This window comes from Clostridium sp. BJN0013, assembly GCF_040939125.1.
In the GTDB taxonomy this organism is placed as follows: domain Bacteria; phylum Bacillota; class Clostridia; order Clostridiales; family Clostridiaceae; genus Clostridium_B.
The window spans coordinates 3888577-3904857 of sequence record NZ_CP162495.1 but is presented as its reverse complement, the minus strand read 5'-3'; the positions used below and the strand labels follow the sequence as shown (position 1 = coordinate 3904857).

General features: G+C 32.3%; 28 protein-coding genes. All 28 read left to right on the top strand.

From position 1 onward, the window contains the following. Nucleotides 1–2: 2 nt before the first annotated feature. Entirely contained in the window at nucleotides 3–257 is a 255-nt protein-coding gene (gene rpsQ / locus AB3K27_RS20215; protein WP_333861065.1) for a 30S ribosomal protein S17, read from the top strand. A 25-nt stretch (nucleotides 258–282) separates the two neighbouring features. Next, a complete protein-coding gene (gene rplN, locus AB3K27_RS20210) occupies nucleotides 283–651 on the top strand; it encodes a 50S ribosomal protein L14 (protein ID WP_011988813.1) in 369 nt (122 codons plus the stop codon). An 18-nt stretch (nucleotides 652–669) separates the two neighbouring features. Further along, on the top strand, nucleotides 670–987 hold the full coding sequence (rplX, locus tag AB3K27_RS20205) for a 50S ribosomal protein L24 (protein WP_368489087.1): 318 nt from the start codon (nucleotides 670–672) through the stop codon (nucleotides 985–987). 23 nt (nucleotides 988–1010) lie between these two features. After that, nucleotides 1011–1556 (top strand): 50S ribosomal protein L5, encoded by a 546-nt coding sequence (rplE, locus tag AB3K27_RS20200; protein WP_368489086.1) that lies wholly within the window; start codon nucleotides 1011–1013, stop codon nucleotides 1554–1556. A 12-nt stretch (nucleotides 1557–1568) separates the two neighbouring features. Continuing rightward, nucleotides 1569–1754, top strand: coding sequence for a type Z 30S ribosomal protein S14 (locus tag AB3K27_RS20195; RefSeq protein ID WP_368489085.1), 186 nt, complete (start codon nucleotides 1569–1571; stop codon nucleotides 1752–1754). 32 nt (nucleotides 1755–1786) lie between these two features. Then, the gene (gene rpsH, locus AB3K27_RS20190) at nucleotides 1787–2185 is read left to right on the top strand and encodes a 30S ribosomal protein S8 (RefSeq protein ID WP_368489084.1); all 399 of its coding nucleotides are present in this window, start codon (nucleotides 1787–1789) and stop codon (nucleotides 2183–2185) included. A gap of 75 nt (nucleotides 2186–2260) precedes the next feature. Continuing rightward, complete coding sequence (rplF, locus tag AB3K27_RS20185; RefSeq protein WP_368489083.1) at nucleotides 2261–2803, top strand: 50S ribosomal protein L6; 543 nt, start codon at nucleotides 2261–2263, stop codon at nucleotides 2801–2803. A gap of 18 nt (nucleotides 2804–2821) precedes the next feature. Beyond that, nucleotides 2822–3181 carry a 50S ribosomal protein L18 gene (rplR, locus tag AB3K27_RS20180; RefSeq protein ID WP_368489082.1) on the top strand — a complete coding sequence of 120 codons (360 nt, stop codon included), beginning with the start codon at nucleotides 2822–2824 and terminating at the stop codon, nucleotides 3179–3181. Between the two features lie 16 nt (nucleotides 3182–3197). Further along, nucleotides 3198–3695 (top strand): 30S ribosomal protein S5, encoded by a 498-nt coding sequence (rpsE, locus tag AB3K27_RS20175; RefSeq protein WP_368489081.1) that lies wholly within the window; start codon nucleotides 3198–3200, stop codon nucleotides 3693–3695. A gap of 12 nt (nucleotides 3696–3707) precedes the next feature. Then, nucleotides 3708–3887, top strand: coding sequence for a 50S ribosomal protein L30 (rpmD, locus tag AB3K27_RS20170; protein ID WP_368489080.1), 180 nt, complete (start codon nucleotides 3708–3710; stop codon nucleotides 3885–3887). Between the two features lie 21 nt (nucleotides 3888–3908). Further along, complete coding sequence (gene rplO, locus AB3K27_RS20165) at nucleotides 3909–4349, top strand: 50S ribosomal protein L15 (RefSeq protein WP_368489079.1); 441 nt, start codon at nucleotides 3909–3911, stop codon at nucleotides 4347–4349. Between the two features lies 1 nt (nucleotide 4350). Continuing rightward, the gene (secY, locus tag AB3K27_RS20160) at nucleotides 4351–5631 is read left to right on the top strand and encodes a preprotein translocase subunit SecY (RefSeq protein ID WP_368489078.1); all 1281 of its coding nucleotides are present in this window, start codon (nucleotides 4351–4353) and stop codon (nucleotides 5629–5631) included. A gap of 26 nt (nucleotides 5632–5657) precedes the next feature. Further along, a complete protein-coding gene (locus tag AB3K27_RS20155) occupies nucleotides 5658–6311 on the top strand; it encodes an adenylate kinase (RefSeq protein WP_368489077.1) in 654 nt (217 codons plus the stop codon). Next, nucleotides 6308–7057, top strand: a complete 750-nt coding sequence (gene map, locus AB3K27_RS20150; protein WP_368489076.1) for a type I methionyl aminopeptidase — start codon at nucleotides 6308–6310, stop codon at nucleotides 7055–7057. Before AB3K27_RS20155 ends, map begins: the two co-directional genes overlap by 4 nt. A 102-nt stretch (nucleotides 7058–7159) precedes the next feature. Then, entirely contained in the window at nucleotides 7160–7378 is a 219-nt protein-coding gene (gene infA / locus AB3K27_RS20145) for a translation initiation factor IF-1 (protein WP_011988826.1), read from the top strand. 18 nt (nucleotides 7379–7396) lie between these two features. Beyond that, nucleotides 7397–7510 carry a 50S ribosomal protein L36 gene (rpmJ, locus tag AB3K27_RS20140; protein WP_102365587.1) on the top strand — a complete coding sequence of 38 codons (114 nt, stop codon included), beginning with the start codon at nucleotides 7397–7399 and terminating at the stop codon, nucleotides 7508–7510. A 199-nt stretch (nucleotides 7511–7709) separates the two neighbouring features. Further along, entirely contained in the window at nucleotides 7710–8081 is a 372-nt protein-coding gene (gene rpsM / locus AB3K27_RS20135) for a 30S ribosomal protein S13 (RefSeq protein WP_368489075.1), read from the top strand. Between the two features lie 17 nt (nucleotides 8082–8098). Then, complete coding sequence (gene rpsK, locus AB3K27_RS20130; RefSeq protein WP_368489074.1) at nucleotides 8099–8497, top strand: 30S ribosomal protein S11; 399 nt, start codon at nucleotides 8099–8101, stop codon at nucleotides 8495–8497. A gap of 22 nt (nucleotides 8498–8519) precedes the next feature. After that, nucleotides 8520–9140 carry a 30S ribosomal protein S4 gene (rpsD, locus tag AB3K27_RS20125; protein ID WP_368489073.1) on the top strand — a complete coding sequence of 207 codons (621 nt, stop codon included), beginning with the start codon at nucleotides 8520–8522 and terminating at the stop codon, nucleotides 9138–9140. A 65-nt stretch (nucleotides 9141–9205) separates the two neighbouring features. Next, a complete protein-coding gene (locus AB3K27_RS20120) occupies nucleotides 9206–10153 on the top strand; it encodes a DNA-directed RNA polymerase subunit alpha (protein ID WP_368489072.1) in 948 nt (315 codons plus the stop codon). A gap of 52 nt (nucleotides 10154–10205) precedes the next feature. Next, nucleotides 10206–10547: a 50S ribosomal protein L17 gene (rplQ, locus tag AB3K27_RS20115; RefSeq protein WP_368489071.1), complete on the top strand. Its 342-nt coding sequence runs from the start codon at nucleotides 10206–10208 to the stop codon at nucleotides 10545–10547. Nucleotides 10548–10823: 276 nt separating this feature from the next. Further along, a complete protein-coding gene (locus AB3K27_RS20110) occupies nucleotides 10824–11669 on the top strand; it encodes an energy-coupling factor transporter ATPase (RefSeq protein ID WP_368489070.1) in 846 nt (281 codons plus the stop codon). Beyond that, nucleotides 11654–12508: an energy-coupling factor transporter ATPase gene (locus tag AB3K27_RS20105; protein WP_368489069.1), complete on the top strand. Its 855-nt coding sequence runs from the start codon at nucleotides 11654–11656 to the stop codon at nucleotides 12506–12508. Before AB3K27_RS20110 ends, AB3K27_RS20105 begins: the two co-directional genes overlap by 16 nt. Nucleotides 12509–12520: 12 nt before the next feature. After that, nucleotides 12521–13333: an energy-coupling factor transporter transmembrane protein EcfT gene (locus AB3K27_RS20100; protein ID WP_368489068.1), complete on the top strand. Its 813-nt coding sequence runs from the start codon at nucleotides 12521–12523 to the stop codon at nucleotides 13331–13333. Further along, nucleotides 13330–14064, top strand: a complete 735-nt coding sequence (gene truA, locus AB3K27_RS20095) for a tRNA pseudouridine(38-40) synthase TruA (RefSeq protein ID WP_368489067.1) — start codon at nucleotides 13330–13332, stop codon at nucleotides 14062–14064. The genes AB3K27_RS20100 and truA overlap by 4 nt, the downstream gene beginning before the upstream one ends. Nucleotides 14065–14242: 178 nt before the next feature. Next, entirely contained in the window at nucleotides 14243–14677 is a 435-nt protein-coding gene (gene rplM, locus AB3K27_RS20090) for a 50S ribosomal protein L13 (RefSeq protein ID WP_368489066.1), read from the top strand. 24 nt (nucleotides 14678–14701) lie between these two features. Next, complete coding sequence (rpsI, locus tag AB3K27_RS20085) at nucleotides 14702–15094, top strand: 30S ribosomal protein S9 (protein WP_368489065.1); 393 nt, start codon at nucleotides 14702–14704, stop codon at nucleotides 15092–15094. Between the two features lie 348 nt (nucleotides 15095–15442). Further along, entirely contained in the window at nucleotides 15443–16078 is a 636-nt protein-coding gene (gene cwlD / locus AB3K27_RS20080) for an N-acetylmuramoyl-L-alanine amidase CwlD (RefSeq protein ID WP_368491298.1), read from the top strand. Nucleotides 16079–16281 lie beyond the last annotated feature (203 nt).

Below are 16281 nucleotides of genomic sequence, written 5' to 3'. Positions count from 1 at the left end.
TCGTGGAAAGAGGATATAGAAAAACTAGAATAGGAACAGTTACTTCTGATAAAATGGATAAGACTATAGTGGTGGCAGTTGAGAATAAAGTTCGCCATCCATTATATGGAAAAATAATTAAGAAGACTAGTAAATTTAAAGCTCATGACGAAAATAATGAGGCAAGAAATAATGATAAAGTATTAATAATGGAAACTAGACCTTTATCAAAAGATAAAAGATGGAGGCTTGTAGAAATAGTAGAAAAAGCTAAATAGTATAGCTGAAAGGAGGGTGTTTTTAATGATTCAGCAACAGACATTATTGAAGGTTGCAGATAATTCTGGAGCCAAAGAAATTATGTGTATAAGAGTTTTAGGTGGATCCAAAAGAAAATGGGGAAACATTGGTGATATAATAGTTGCTAGCGTTAAAAGTGCAACACCAGGCGGTGTTGTTAAAAAAGGAGAAGTTGTTAAAGCTGTTATAGTTAGATCTGCCAGAGGTCTAAGAAGAACAGATGGTTCATATATAAAATTTGATGAGAATGCTGCTGTTATAATAAAAGAAGATAAACAACCGAGAGGAACTCGTATCTTTGGACCGGTTGCAAGAGAGCTAAGGGATAAAGATTTTACAAAAATATTATCATTAGCACCTGAAGTTTTATAAAGTAAGGAGGTGGCTACGATGGCAAAAGTACATGTTAGAAGAAAAGATACGGTAATGGTTATTTCTGGAAAAGATAAAGGGAAAACAGGTGAAGTTTTAGCTGTAATGCCTAAAGCAAGTAAAGTTCTTGTTAGTGGTATTAATATAGTTTCAAAGCATCAAAAGCCTAACAGGCAAAATATGGAAGGTGGTATAATCCGTAAGGAAGCTCCTATATATAGTTCAAAAGTAATGCTATATTGTGAAAAATGCAAAAACGTAACCAGAATAAGTAATAAAATACTAGAAGACGGAACAAAAGTTAGAGTATGTAAAAAGTGCGGAGAAACACTATAAATCTTTGAAAGGAGGCCCAAAGTATGAGTTTAAGGTTACAGGAAAAATATAAAAAAGAAGTAGTTCCAGCATTAATGGAGAAGTTTGGCTATAAAAATATAATGCAGGCACCAAAGCTTGAGAAAATAGTTATAAATATGGGTGTGGGAGAAGCTAAAGATAATCCAAAAGTCTTAGAATCAGCAGTTAATGATTTAACTATAATTACAGGACAGAAACCAGTGCTCACCAGGGCAAAGAAATCTATAGCGAATTTTAAATTAAGGGAAAATATGGCTATAGGATGTAAAGTTACTTTAAGAAAGCAATATATGTATGAGTTTGCAGATAAACTAATGAATGTTGCATTACCAAGAGTTAGAGATTTTTCTGGAGTATCTGATAAATCCTTTGATGGTAGAGGAAATTATTCATTAGGAATTAAAGAACAATTAATATTTCCAGAAATAGAATATGATAAAATAGACAAAGTTAGAGGTATGGATATAGTTTTTGTTACTACTGCCAATACTGATGAGGAAGCAAAAGAATTATTGAGATTATTTGGAATGCCATTTGCTCAAAAATAAGGAGGGAGAAATGTGGCACGTAAAGCTTTAATAGAAAAATGGAAAAAAAAGCCTAAGTATGCGACTAAAGCCTATACAAGATGTAGAATATGCGGAAGACCTCATGCTGTATTAAAAAAGTATGGTATATGTCGTATATGTTTCAGAGAATTAGCATATAAAGGTGAAATACCAGGCTGTAAAAAAGCAAGTTGGTAATTATTAGTTATTGATGAAAGGAGGCACAATCAATGGTAATGACTGATCCTATAGCAGATTTACTTACACGTATAAGAAATGCCAATGTTGTTAGACATGAAATAGTGGAAGTACCTTCTTCAACTATTAAAAAGGCAGTATTAAACATAATGCTTCAGGAAGGGTATATAAAAAATTTAGAGGAATATGCAGATGGTTCTGTTAATATGATAAGACTTTCAATGAAATATGGTAAAAATAAAGAAAGAGTTATAACTGGACTTAAGAGGATATCTAAACCTGGGTTAAGAGTTTATTGTAGAAAAGAAGAAATTCCTAAAGTTTTAAATGGGTTGGGAGTTGCAATAATATCCACTTCTAAGGGAATTATTACAGATAGAGAAGCAAGAAAATTAGGAGTGGGCGGAGAAGTACTTTGCTACATATGGTAGTTTTAGGTATAATACAAAATTTGTAAAAATATGAATAATATTTATTGCTAAACAAGGAGTACAGGAGGTGTAATTATGTCAAGAATAGGAAAACTTCCAATAGCTATTCCAAGTGGTGTGGATTTTACAGTAACACCAGATAATGTGGTTACTGTAAAAGGAGCTAAAGGCCAACTTGTGAAAGCTATGGCAAAAGATATTAATATTGCTGTTGAAAATAATTCAGTAGTAGTTACAAGAAATAATGATGAAAAGAAATCTAGATCCCTTCATGGGTTAACTAGAGCATTGATAAATAATATGATTGTGGGTGTAACTGAAGGATATTCAAAAACATTAGAATTGATAGGTGTAGGATATAGAGCCCAATTGCAGGGGAGAAAATTAGTTTTAAATTTAGGATTTTCACATCCTGTTGAAATAGAAGCAGTTGAGGGAGTGACTTTTGAAACACCAGCTGCTACAAAGATTGTAGTGAAAGGTATTGATAAAGAGTTAGTTGGAAATGTTGCGGCGGATATAAGATCCTGGAGAAAACCTGAACCTTATAAGGGAAAAGGAATTAAATATGATAATGAAGTTATAAGACGTAAAGAAGGTAAAACAGGTAAGAAGTAGTAGAAAGGAGTGAGTTTCATGTTTAAAAAATATGATAAGAAAAAACTGAGGGAAAAACGTCATCTAAGAGTTCGTAAAAAAATTTTTGGAACCAGTGAGGTACCACGACTTTCAGTATATAGAAGTGAAAAAAATATATATGCTCAAATAATAGATGATATAAAAGGAACAACTCTGGTTTCTGCTTCAAGTATAGATAAAGATTTTAAAGGTAATGGAAGTAATAAAGAAGCAGCAAAAGTTGTTGGTAAAATGATAGCTAATAAGGCTATCGAGAAAGGAATTAAAGAAGTAGTTTTTGATAGAGGTGGATATATATATCATGGAAGAGTACAAAATCTTGCAGAAGGAGCAAGAGAAGGTGGATTACAATTCTAAATAAGGAGGGAAATAAATGAGAATCGATCCTAGCACTTTAAATCTTAAAGAAAAAGTTGTATTCATAAACAGAGTTGCTAAGGTTGTTAAAGGTGGTAGAAATTTTAGATTCAGTGCCCTAGTTGTAGTGGGAGATGAAAATGGCCATGTAGGTGTAGGAACTGGAAAGTCTATAGAAATACCTGAGGCAATTAGAAAAGGAATAGAAGATGCAAAGAAAAATTTGATTGAAGTTCCAATAGTTGGTACTACAGTGCCACATAATATAACTGGCCAATTTGGAACAGGAAAAGTATTTATAATGACAGCTAGTGAAGGAACAGGAATTATAGCAGGGGGCCCTTCAAGAGCAGTTCTTGAACTTTCAGGATTAAAAGACGTTAGAGCAAAATCTGTTGGTTCTAATAATCCAAGAAATATGGTAAATGCTACTATTGATGGTTTGTCAAAGCTAAAGACAGCAGAACATATAGCTAGTCTTAGAGGTAAAACTGTCGAAGAGATTTTAGGTTAGGAGGGAATAGCTTTGGCTAGACTTAAGATAACTTTAAAAAAAAGTTTAATAGGAAGAAAAAAGGATCATATTGCCACTGTTAATGCTCTAGGACTAAAAAAGATAGGAAAAGTTGTAGAACATGAGGATAACCCTCAAATAAAAGGCATGATTAAAAAAGTTAGCTATCTTTTAGAAGTAGAAGAAGTATAGTAAAGGAGGTGTAAATTAAATATGAAACTTCATGAATTAAAACCGGCAGAAGGATCGAGAAAGTCACGTAAAAGAGTTGGTAGAGGTACTGGTTCAGGACTTGGAAGAAATGCTGGAAAAGGTGAAAAGGGACAAAAAGCTAGAGCTGGCGGTGGAGTAAGAATAGGCTTTGAAGGCGGACAAATGCCACTTTATAGAAGAGTTCCTAAAAGAGGATTCACTAATATATTTGCAAAACAATATTCTGAATTAAATGTTGAGAGATTAAATATATTTGAAGATGGAACAGAAATTACACCAGAACTGTTGCTAGAGAAAAGAATGATTAGGAAATCTAAAGACGGTTTAAAAATACTTGGAAATGGTGAATTGCAAAAAAAACTTACAGTAAAGGCAGTTAAATTTACAAAAGCTGCAGCACAAAAAATAGAAGCGGCTGGAGGAAAAGTAGAGGTGATATAATATGCTATCAACTTTGCGTGATGCTTGGAAAGTTCCGGAATTAAGGAAAAGAATACTATTTACACTATTTATGGTAATAATTTTTAGAGTAGGAAATTTTATTGCTGTTCCAGGGATAGACACTTCCAAGTTAACAGAATTAACTGGTAGTGGCTCATTGTTAGGATTTTATGATCTCTTATCAGGAGGTGCATTTAGTAGATTTAGTATATTTGCTATGGGAGTTATTCCATTTATTAATTCCTCTATTATAATGCAACTTCTTAATGTTGCAGTGCCTCGTTTAGAGCAATTATCTAAAGAAGGAGAAGAGGGAAGAAAAAAAATACAAGAATATACTAGATATGCATCAATCCCTCTTGGAGTGATTCAGGGATTTAGTATATATGCTATAATAAGCAGAGCAGGTGCTCTTGTAGATCCGGGGAATAAATTAAGTATATTTATGATAGTATTTACAGTAACTACAGCGTCAACTTTTCTTATGTGGCTTGGCGATAAAATTACAGAACACGGTATAGGCAATGGAATTTCTCTTATAATATTTGTAAATATTATCTCTAGATTTCCATCTGCAGTATCAGGGATGTTGAAACTTCAGGAAGTGGAAATAGTTAATTTTGTAGAGACAATAGGATTTATGGTGGTGATAATCTTATTATTTGTAGCAGTAGTGGTTATGAGTTTATCAGAACGTAGGATTCCTATACAGTATGCGGGTAAGACTAATGCAGGAAGAATGTATAAAGGGCAATCAACACATATTCCTATTAATGTAAATGGTGCAGCTGTTATTGGAATCATATTTGCTATATCTGTTATGCAATTTCCAATGACCATAGGTGGATTTTGGCCCAATTCTGCTTTTACTCAATTTGTAACAGCAAGTTCATTTAGTCCATTTAAGGAAAGTAATTGGCAATATCCTGTGCTTTATTTTCTGCTGACGATTTTTTTTACATGGTTTTATACAGAGGTAACCCTCAAGCCAGAAGAAATGGCTGAAAATATGAATAAGTCCTCTGGATTTATTCCAGGAATAAGACCAGGAGAACCTACAGCTATATATATAGAACGAGTTTTAGCACGAGTAGCAGTTTTAGGAGGAGCTTTTGCGGGAATAATAGCAATATCCCCTATATTAGCAGAAACGTATACTAATTTTAAAGGTATATATTTTGGTGGAACGGGATTGCTTATTATAGTAAATGTTGCTATTGAAACGGTAAGACAATTACAATCACAGTTACTGGTACGTCATTATCGTGGATTTTTGAATTAAAAAAGTATATTTGGGATGTGGTACAGATGAAAATAATTTTATTAGGTCCTCCAGGGGCAGGGAAAGGAACTCAAGCTAAATTTATCAGTGAAGAGTATTCCATACCTCATATATCTACAGGGGATATTTTTAGAAAAAATATTTCAGATAATACTCCTCTTGGAGTTGAAGCTAAAAAGTATTTAGATAAAGGTCAGCTAGTACCTGATGAAGTTACTATAAATATAGTTAAAGATAGATTGAGTATGGATGATTGTAAAAATGGATTTTTATTGGATGGATTTCCAAGGACTGTGTATCAAGCTGAAGCTTTAGATTTATTTTTGAATGTGGATAATAATAAGATAGATGTGGTTTTACTTATAGATGTTCCTAAAGAGTTGATTTTTGAAAGAATGACAGGTAGAAGAATCTGCCCATCTTGTGGTGCAAGTTATCATGTAAAGTTTAATCCTCCTAAGCTAAAAGATAAGTGTGATATATGTAATAATGACATTATACAGAGAAAAGATGATACAGAATCTACTGTGAAGGATAGATTGGATGTATATGAAAAACAAACGGAACCTTTAATTAATTATTATAAAAAGCAGGAGGTAATTTCAACGATAGATGGTAATGGAGAAATAAATCAGGTTTTTCAAAGAGTGAAAAGTGTTTTAGGAGCTGTTTGTAAATGATAATAATTAAAACAGATAGGGAAATTGAGCTTATGAGACGTGCAGGTAGGCTTGTAGGTGAAACACTGTTGAAAATTAAAAATGCAGTGAAGCCAGGAATAACTACTAAAGAATTGGACAGAATTGCAGAGAAGTATATAACAAAACATAATGCAAAACCATCATTTAAAGGGTATTATGGATTTCCGGCTTCTATATGTACTTCTGTTAATGAAGAAGTAGTTCATGGCATTCCATCTAAAAATAAAGTTTTAAAAGAGGGTGACATAATCAGTATAGATTGTGGAGCTGTTCTAGATGGATATCATGGAGATGCAGCGAGAACTTTTGCAGTTGGTAAAATTTCCCATGAAGCAGAAAAGTTAATTGAAATAACAAAAGAAAGCTTTTTTAAAGGTATTGAAAAAGCGGTACTAGGAAATAGATTAACTGATATATCTGCTGCTGTTCAAGAGTATGTAGAAAGTTTTGGTTTTTCTGTGGTTAGGGATTATGTGGGTCATGGTATTGGTAGTAATATGCATGAGTATCCTGAAATACCCAACTATGGGAAACCTGGGAGAGGTCCTAAACTTGTGAAAGGCATGGCATTGGCTATAGAACCTATGGTGAATATGGGAAAATATAATGTGACCATACAATCTAATAATTGGACTGTTGTTACTGTGGACGGAAGTTTATCAGTTCATTATGAAAATACTGTTGCTATTTTGGAAAATGGTCCGGAAATATTAACTTTAATCTAAAATATTGACTTTAATTAAAGTGTTAATGTGCTGTTGGTTAGTATTAAATTTAGGTTAATTAAGTTTTTATAGCCAACAATAATAAGGAGGTTTGATTACCTTATGTCAAAAGACGACGTTATTGAAATGCAAGGTACAGTTTTAGAAGCTTTACCTAATGCAATGTTTGAAGTAGAATTAGAAAGCGGACATAAAATATTAGCACATATATCTGGCAAATTAAGAATGAATTTTATAAGGATATTACCAGGTGATAAAGTTACAGTAGAACTTTCTCCTTATGATTTAACCCGTGGGAGAATAACCTGGAGAGCAAAGTAATTTTAAGGAGGGTTAGCTATGAAAGTGAGGCCGTCAGTTAAGCCTATATGTGAAAAATGTAAGATTATAAAAAGAAAAGGGAAAGTAATGGTTATCTGTGAAAATCCCAGACATAAACAAAAACAGGGATAGATTGTTACAAATTTGAGGTAGATATTTGGTGACTTTTTGAAATAAGATTATATGTGATTATAAATTTTTATAATTTATCAAGTAATCATGTTTTAAAGTGCGGCTGCAACAGGATAATAAGTATTGTGTTGGCTTTAAAACTTTATACAATAAATAAACTTAATGCTACAGATTATATAATCAGGAGGTGTAAATTTTAATGGCAAGAATAGCAGGTATTGACCTACCAAAAGAAAAAAGAGTTGAAATAGGTTTAACATATATATATGGCATAGGTTTACCGACTTCTCAAAAAATCTTGAAAGAAACAGGAGTTAATTCAGATACTCGAGTTAAAGATTTGACAGAAGAAGAAGTTAATTTATTAAGAAATTATATAAAAAATCTGAAAATCGAAGGTGACTTAAGAAGAGAAGTAGCACTTAATATAAAGAGATTGATAGAGATAGGTTCATATAGAGGTATAAGGCATAGAAAAGGCCTTCCAGTTAGAGGACAGAAAACAAAAACTAATGCAAGAACTAGAAAAGGGCCTAAGAAACTTGTAGGAGCTAAGAGAAAATCTAAATAATTTAAGGAGGGAAAAAGATGGCAGCTGGGAGAGCTAAAAGAACAACTAGAAGAAAAAAAGAAAGAAAGAATGTTGAGCATGGCTGTGCACATATTAGATCAACATTTAATAACTCAATAGTTACAATTACGGATGCTGCTGGAAATACTTTGTCCTGGGCTAGTGCAGGAGGCTTAGGATTCAGAGGTTCTAGGAAAAGCACTCCATTTGCCGCACAAATGGCAGCTGAAACATCAGCCAAAGCGGCTATGGAACACGGTTTAAAAAGTATTGAAGTATATGTTAAAGGGCCAGGATCTGGCAGAGAGGCAGCAATAAGATCACTCCAAGCAGCAGGACTTGAAGTTACTTTAATTAAAGATGTTACTCCAATACCACACAATGGATGCAGACCACCAAAGAGAAGAAGAGTTTAGTTAATAGGAGGTGTAAAATTTAATGGCAAAATATACTGGAGCGGTATGTAGACTCTGCAGGAGAGAAGGTTTAAAATTATTCCTTAAAGGGGATAGATGTTATACAGATAAATGTGGATTTTCAAGGAGAGGCTATGCACCAGGACAACATGGACAGGGAAGAAAGAAAGTATCCAATTATGGTTTACAGTTAAGAGAAAAACAAAAGTCTAAGAGAATATATGGTTTATTAGAAAAACAGTTTAGAAAATATTATGACAAGGCCGACAGAAAAAAAGGTATAACAGGTGAAAACTTGTTAGTTTTACTGGAAACAAGACTTGATAATGTAGTTTATAAATTAGGTTATGGTCAGTCAAGAACAGAAGCTAGACAGTTGGTGACTCATGGACATTTCAAAGTTAATGGGAGAAAGGTAAATATTCCTTCTTTTAAAGTATCAGTGAATGATACTATAACTGTAAAAGACACTAGTAAGGCATCAGAAAAATTTAAAACTTTTGCAGAAAATCCAAAGACTTTACCAACTTGGCTAGAAGGAAATATCGAAAATTTTGAAGGAAAAGTTATTAGAGAACCGATGAGAGAAGAAATAGATGTTCCTGTTAATGAAACATTGATTGTAGAGTTGTATAGTAAGTAATTAATTATGGAACCAGTTGCCCTCAGAAGATACATTATTAGATAAATAGAAGGAGGGTTATATTCATGTTAGAAATAGAAAAACCCAAAATAGAATGTGTTGAAACTAGTGAAGATGGTAATTATGGGAAGTTTGTAGTAGAGCCTTTAGAGAGAGGTTATGGCACTACTCTTGGCAATGCTCTTAGGAGAATTCTGCTTTCCTCCCTTCCAGGAGTTGCTGCCAGTCATGTTAAAATAGATGGTGTGCTTCATGAATTTTCAACTGTTCGTGGAGTAAAAGAAGATGTTTCGGAGTTAATTCTAAATATAAAAAAACTAGCTTTAAAGATGAATGGCGATGATATTAAAACTATATATATAGATGCACAGGGACCTGGGGAGGTTGTTGCAGGGGACATAAAGACTGATGGTGATGTTGAGATAGTTAATAGAGATTTACATATAGCTACTTTAGATGAAAATAGTAGACTCTATATGGAAATAACTGTTAATAGCGGCAGAGGATATGTTTCTCAAAGAAGGAATAAATTTGAAGATATGCCTATAGGTACAATTCCTGTAGATTCCATATATACTCCTATTAAAAGGGTTAATTTTAATGTGGAGAATACAAGGGTTGGTCAAATAACTGATTATGATAAGTTATCACTGGAAGTTTGGACTAATGGCACTATATTGCCAGATGAAGCTGTAAGTTTATCAGCTAAGATTCTTATAGAGCATTTTAAATTATTTATGACTCTTACGGATCATGCTAATAATGTTGAAATAATGGTAGAAAAAGAAGAAGATAAAAAAGAGAAAGTTCTTGAAATGGCCATAGAAGAATTAGATCTTTCTGTAAGAAGCTATAATTGTTTAAAGAGGGCTGGAATAAATACTGTACAAGAATTAACTGAGAGAACCATGGATGATATGATGAAAGTTAGAAATTTGGGTAAAAAATCTCTAGAAGAAGTTGAACAAAAACTTGATACTTTAGGATTATCATTAAAACAAAATGAAGATTAAAAATTATTAAAATATAGAACGGATAATATGCATGTAGTGAGGAGGGATATAAATGGCACAACATCGTAAATTAGGACTTCCATCTGATCATAGAAGGGCAATGTTAAGAAACCTAGTTACTAGCTTTTTAAAGCACGGAAAAATACAGACAACGGTAACTAGAGCAAAGGAAGCCAGAAGTTTAGCTGAAAAGATGATTACTCTTGCAAAGAGAGGAGATCTTCATGCTAGAAGGCAGGTACTTTCTTTTGTAACTGAGGAGGAAGTTGTAAAAAATTTATTTACTAATATAGCTCCTAAATACTCGGAAAGAAATGGGGGTTATACTAGAATGTATAAGATAGGACCAAGAAGAGGGGACGGAGCAGAGTTAGTTATACTGGAGTTAGTATAAAATTCAAAGGGTTAAGTAAAGCTAGCTTAACCCTGTTTTTCTATCAATTGATTCTTAGTTTTAGGTGGAGTTTGTCCATGAGGAATACTTTTCTTCATCTGAACCTTAGAAGAACTTATCCATAGGCGTAGCAGTATTCCTTCTCTACTTTGAAGAAGCTGGAGGGTGTTAGCTAATTAGCCTTAGGATAAAATACAGGTAAATTTACCGGGGAATTAAGATTTAAGTAAAAACCAACATTTGATTGTATATTGTCAAATTAGAGAGGTGTTTTCTGTGGAAAAAAATATGATATTATGTAAAGATGTAAGTTATAAATATGAGGATGCTGACAAAGGAAATTCAAAATTAGCTGTAGATCATGTTACTTTTGAAGTAAAAAAGGGAGAATTTCTTGTGATTCTTGGAAGGAATGGTTCAGGAAAATCTACTATAGCTAAGCACATGAATGCTCTCTTAATTCCCACTGGTGGAAAAGTTTATGTAGAAAATTTTGATACATGTGATGAAAAAAATATATGGAATATAAGAAATAAGGCAGGAATGGTTTTTCAAAATCCTGATAATCAAATAGTTGCCACTATTGTGGAAGAAGATGTGGCTTTTGGACCAGAAAATTTAGGAGTGCTTCCTGAAGAAATAAGATTGAGGGTTGATGATTGTTTAAAGAGAGTAAATATGCAAGAATATAAAAGATATGCACCACATTTACTTTCAGGTGGCCAAAAGCAAAGAGTAGCTATAGCAGGGGTACTTGCTATGAGACCGGATTGTATAATATTTGACGAATCTACTGCTATGTTGGACCCTTCCGGCCGGCGTGAAGTAATGAATACTATAAAGGAAATAAACGGCAAATATAATATGACAGTAATTTTGATTACACATTATATGGAAGAAGCAGTAGAAGCAAATAGAATAATTGTCATGGATGAGGGGAAAATTATAATGGAGGGTACTCCTAGAAATATATTTAGCCAGGTAGGTAAAATGAAGGATATTGGACTTGATGTACCTCAGATGACAGAATTGGCTTATGAACTTAGAGCTAATGGAGTAAATATAAGATCAGATATATTAACTATAGATGAGATGGTGAGTGAATTATGTCGATTAAAATAGAAAATCTAACTCATATATATATGAAAAATTCGCCTTTTGAGAAGAAAGCATTGGATGATGTGAATATTGAAATTAAAGATGGGGAGTTTGTTGCCTTAATAGGGCATACGGGCTCAGGGAAGTCAACATTAATACAGCATATAAATGGATTATTGAAACCAGATTCAGGGAAAATAATAGTAGATGGAGTGGACATAACTGAAAAGAAAATTAATTTAAGTTTTATAAGAAAAAAAATAGGACTTGTATTTCAATATCCTGAATATCAATTATTTGAAGAGACTATAGAAAAAGACATTGCTTTCGGTCCTAAAAATTTGGGATTAAGTGATGATGATATAAATAATAGAGTAAAAAGGGCTATGAATATAGTTGGTTTAAAATATGAGGAATATAAAGATAGATCCCCTTTTGATTTAAGTGGAGGACAAAAAAGAAGAGTTGCGATAGCAGGTGTAGTTGCTATGGAACCTAGAGTTCTTATATTAGATGAGCCTACGGCAGGCCTCGATCCTAAGGGAAGAGATGATATCCTAGGAGAAATAAAAAGTCTGCAGAAAGAATATAAATTGACTATAATATTAGTATCTCATAGTATGGAAGATGTAGCTAAACTTGCAGATAGAATAATTGTAATGCACAATGGAAGGTGTATACTTGATGGGTCTCCGGTACAGGTTTTTAAGGAAATTGATACTTTGGAAAGTGTAGGACTTGCAGTACCTCAGGTGACTTATATGGTAAGAAAGCTTAAACATGAAGGAATAAATATATCAGAAGACATATTTACTATAGAACAGGCAAAAGAAGAAATACTCAGATTACTAAATAAAGGTTAGGAGAGCTATGAAATGATTAAAGATATTACAATAGGCCAATATGTACCTGGTGATTCTTTTATACATAAATTAGATCCAAGAGTTAAGATATTAATATCTTTAATATACATTGTGGATTTATTTATAGTAAATAGTTTTAAAGGATACATATTTATAGTAGTATTTACCTTGATTTCGATACTTGTATCTAAAGTGCAATTTACATATATATATAAAGGCCTTAAACCTATATTTATATTGGTTCTTATAACTGCAGTATTAAATATATTTATGACTGGAGGAGCTAATCCGCCCTTGTTTAAATGGAAGTTTTTAGTAGTGTATAGAGAAGGGCTTATTATGGCTGCATTTATGGCATTAAGGCTTGTGTTTTTAATTATAGGAACATCGCTACTGACTTTGACTACCTCTCCCATTGAATTGACTGATGGAATAGAGAAACTCTTAAAACCGGCAAGTAGAATAGGAGTACCTTCTCATGAATTAGCTATGATGATGACTATAGCATTAAGGTTTATACCTACTTTAATGGATGAGACAGATAAAATAATGAAGGCACAAATTGCAAGAGGAGCCGATTTAGAATCGGGAAATCTTATACAGAAAGCTAAAAATTTAGTTCCTATTTTAGTTCCACTTTTTATAAGTTCTTTTAGGAGAGCTGATGAATTAGCTATGGCCATGGAAGCTAGATGTTACAGAGGAGGAGATGGCAGAACCAGAATGAAAGAACTTAAATTAAGCAATAGGGACTTTATAGCTTCCTCATGCACCTTAGTGTTAGTCTGTATTTCCATATTGAGTAGAATATGGTGGGGAAAGTGAAAAATATAAAATTGGTTATAGAATATGATGGAACAAATTATTCCGGGTGGCAGAGACAACATAATGCTATTACTATTCAACAGAGATTAGAAGAGGCAGTTGAAAAAGCTACAGGTGAATTTTCACAAGTTATCGGTTCCAGCAGAACAGATGCAGGTGTACATGCCAAGGAATTTGTATGTAATTTTTTTACTACTAGTAAAATACCTACCTCAAATATTAAAATGGTGTTAAACACATTATTACCTGAAGATATAGCTGTATTGGAGTCAAGAGAGGTAGATAGTAGTTTTCACTCTAGATTTTTTACAACAGGTAAAGAGTATAGTTATACTATAGTAACAGGAGACAGGCCACCAGTTATTGGACGACAATATGTATACTATTTTAGAAGAAAATTAGATATGGAAAAAATAAGAAATTCATGTAAATATTTTATAGGGACTCATGATTTTTCTGCATTTAAAAAAAAAGGAAGCTCAGCCAAGTCTTCAGTTAGAACTATAAAGAAACTAACGGTTTTAAAAGAGAAAAATATAATTAAATTTAATATTGTTGGAGATGGATTTCTGTATAATATGGTAAGAATAATAGTAGGTACTCTTTTAGAAGTAGGATTAGGTAGGTTTAGTGTAGAATATGTAAAAGATATTTTAGAATCCAAAGACAGATCAAAGGCAGGAAAGCCTGTACCAGCTAGGGGGCTCTGCTTGGAAAAAGTATTTTATTAGATTGACACGCCAGGAGCATTATATTATAATATAAATGTTTGTATTTTGAGTATAAAGGATTCATTAGCCCCGGATCTTTATATAGAGAATAAGTATATTCGAGTTTTATAAATTTCATTTTTGTAAGATTAGAGATAAGAGAGGAGTTGAAAACCGTTAATCATATAACGGGAAAGCCATGAAATCATATATAGCAAAAGCTGAACAGATTGAAAGAAAATGGTATGTTGTTGATGCTGCCGGAAAACCCCTCGGAAGAGTGGCAAGTCAGGTTGCTTCAGTATTAAGAGGTAAACACAAACCTATATTTACACCACATGTAGATACAGGTGATTTTGTAATAGTAATAAATTCTGAAAAAGTACTTTTGACTGGTAAAAAGTTGGATCAAAAGATGCTAAGGCATCATTCATTATATCCAGGCGGATTAAAAGAAACTCCATATAGAGAAGCTTTAAATAAGAAACCAGAATTCGTATTTGAAGAAGCTGTAAGAAGAATGCTCCCAAAGGGAATATTGGGAAGAAAGATGTTGAAAAAATTGAAAGTATATAGAGGCGCTGAGCATAATAACGAAGCTCAAAAACCAGAAGTATTAGAATTAAAATATTAAGGTAAAGCTGGAAGGAGGATAAAAATGGCTAAAGTTCAATATTTTGGTACGGGAAGAAGAAAAAAGTCAATAGCAAGAGTTAGGCTTGTTCCAGGCGAAGGCAAGATAACTATAAATAAGAGAAGTATAGAAGAATATTTTGGATTAGAAACTTTAAGGGTTATAGTTAACCAACCGCTGGTTTTGACTTCAACAAATGGAAAGTTTGATGTATTGGTAAATGTTCATGGAGGAGGATTTACCGGTCAGGCTGGAGCTATAAGACATGGAATATCAAGAGCTCTTTTAAGAGCAGATGAAAATTTGAGATTAGAACTTAAAAAAGCTGGATTCTTAACAAGAGATCCAAGAATGAAGGAAAGAAAGAAATATGGACTGAAAAAAGCAAGAAGAGCTCCACAGTTCTCCAAGAGATAAAGAAGATACATATAAATTTTGTAGTTTATATCATAAAATTCTTATCTTAGGTTCACAGTGTAAGGAATTTGAATTAGGGGATTGTAATTTAGATTTTAATGATTTAAATTACAATCCCTATTTTTTTATGATATTTTGAATAAGAAGTATATGCAATTTTTTGAGTATACAAATCTAAACTATTACTTGTAAAAAATATATTAATAACTTTTAAATCCTTAGGTAAAAATATATATATTAAAATTGAAATGATTGTAGGGAGTGATTTTTTTGAATACAAAAAATATAGGTTTTGTATTTATTGTGACTTTAACACTAGTATTTGTTTTTATATTAAATAATATATATATGCCATTAGGATTAAGTAGTAATATTGTTAAGGCTATAGAAAAGGAGAGTATTACAATACTTCTAGATCCTGGACATGGGGGAATAGACAGTGGTGCTGTATCAAAAGATGGTATAATGGAAAAAGATATAAATCTAAAAATAAGTAATAAGCTCAAGGACAAGTTATTGGGAAAAGGATATAAAGTGGTTATGACACGGTCTGAGGATCAAGGTCTTTATACAGATGATGGTAAAATAAGGAAGAAAAAGATAGAAGATCTAAATAATAGGTGTAAGTTGAAAGAGGATTCTAAATGTAATATGTTTATAAGTATACATTTAAATATGTTTCCACAGTCTAAGTATTATGGCGCTCAAGTATGGTATTCTAAAAATGAGAATAGTAGAAAGCTAGCTAATATTCTTCAAAAAAATTTAGTTAATGATTTAGATAATAATAATAATAGAAAAGAAAAAGCAGCTTTTGATTCCTATAAAGTATTAAGATGTAAAGACAGTATGCCTTCTGTACTAGTAGAGTGTGGCTTTCTATCTAATGCTGAAGAAAAAAATAAATTGTTAAAGGATGAGTATCAAGATAAAATAGCAGAATGTATAAAGAAATCTATTGATGAATATTATAACTTAAATTAAGATTTAAAAATATTTAGTTTGCAAGTTAGAAAAAATCAAACTGCAGTACTTAAATATAGGTAACTGCAGTTACTGAATTATATGCAGGAAAATATAATTACCAGCTGTATGTTGTAATTAATGTAATTTAGCTTGTATTAGTATGTTCAGTATAGTATTAAAAATGAAATATTTAATTCACAAACCTTCTAATTGTAATAGCA